General features: G+C 72.6%; 1 protein-coding gene. It reads left to right on the top strand.

Annotation, left to right across the window (positions count from 1 at the left end):
* Nucleotides 1-19 precede the first annotated feature (19 nt).
* Nucleotides 20-1,186 carry a hypothetical protein gene (locus tag AB0I76_RS30150; protein ID WP_357042610.1) on the top strand — a complete coding sequence of 389 codons (1,167 nt, stop codon included), beginning with the start codon at nucleotides 20-22 and terminating at the stop codon, nucleotides 1,184-1,186.
* Nucleotides 1,187-1,287 lie beyond the last annotated feature (101 nt).

The raw sequence follows: 1,287 nt of genomic DNA, 5'->3' as shown, positions 1-1,287 counted from the left end.
CGGCGCGGCGCGCGGCGCGGTGGGCCGGACCGTCGCCCGGGTGCCGGCGCCGTGGCCGTACGTCGTGGCGGTCTTCCTCGGCACCAAGATCGTGCTCAGCCTCGTCGGTGTGCTCGCGTTGAGCGCGTTCGACGAGGTGCCGTGGGCGCCGCCGCCGCACGAGGCGATGATGCGCCAGCAGCAGCGGGACGTCTCGGAGCACCGGTGGCTGTCGCTCTGGTTCGCCTGGGACTCGTTCCTCTACGACCATCTCGTGCAACAGCCGCTGGACGAGCCCTGGCGGGACTTCGCGTTCCCGTTGCTCTACCCGTTCCTGGCGAAACCGCTGGCCCCGCTGCTGGGTGGGCGGACCGCGCTGGCGCTGCTGCTGGTCGCCAACGTCGCGTTCCTGCTGATGCTCTACTACGCGCACCGGCTGGCCGAGCGGCTGCTCGGCGACGACGCCGGTGCCCGCCGGTTCGTCCGCTACCTGGTGCTGCTGCCGGCCGCGTTCCTGTTCCAGGCGGCGCTGACCGAGTCGCTGTTCCTCTGCCTCGCCCTGGCCGCCTTCCACTACGCCGAGGACCGCCGCTGGCTGCTCGCCGGCATCGTCGGGTACTTCCTCGGGCTGAGCCGCTCGGTGGGCTTCGTCGTCGTCGTCCCGTTGGCCCTGGTGCTGCTACGCCAGCACGGTTACCGGTGGCGACCGCGGGACCTGGCGCGGTACGTGCGCGTCGGCTGGCCGCTGGTGCTCGTACCGGCCGGCTGGCTGACGTTCATGGCGTTCTGCCGCTGGCAGGGCGGGGACTGGTTCGCCTACAAGCACGCCCAGGAGAAGGGCTGGGGCATCTCCGTGCAGAACCCGCTCGGGGTGCTCTGGCACGGCCTGACCGGGACGGCGCCCCGAGACGCCCTGCGGGTGTGGATCGCCGTCGTGGTCCTGGCCGTCCTGGTCGCGGGCGCCCGCCGCCTGGGACTGCCCTACCTGGTGTACGGGGTGCTGATGGTGCTGGTGCCGTTGTCCATGGGACCACCGGTGTACAAGAGCCTGCTGCGCTACCTGCTGGCGGTCTTCCCGGTCGCCCTGGTGCTGGCCCGGTGGGCCCGGCACGCCGGCGTCGACGTGTGGCTCACCGCCGCGCTCGCCCTGCTCCAGGGGGCGCTGTTCGTCATCTGGCTGGCGTACTGGACGCACTTCATCATCTGAGCCGGGTCGGCGACACCCGGGCCGGTCGGCGTCACCGGACCGGGTCCGCCTTGCGGACGCGTCGGCTCGACCCCGCCCGGCTCGTCGGCCGTGCCGGCGTC

Source organism: Micromonospora sp. NPDC049799 (assembly GCF_040656655.1).
Lineage (GTDB): Bacteria > Actinomycetota > Actinomycetes > Mycobacteriales > Micromonosporaceae > Micromonospora.
Note: the sequence above shows the minus strand (reverse complement) of the source record. Positions and strands in the feature narration are given on the sequence as shown.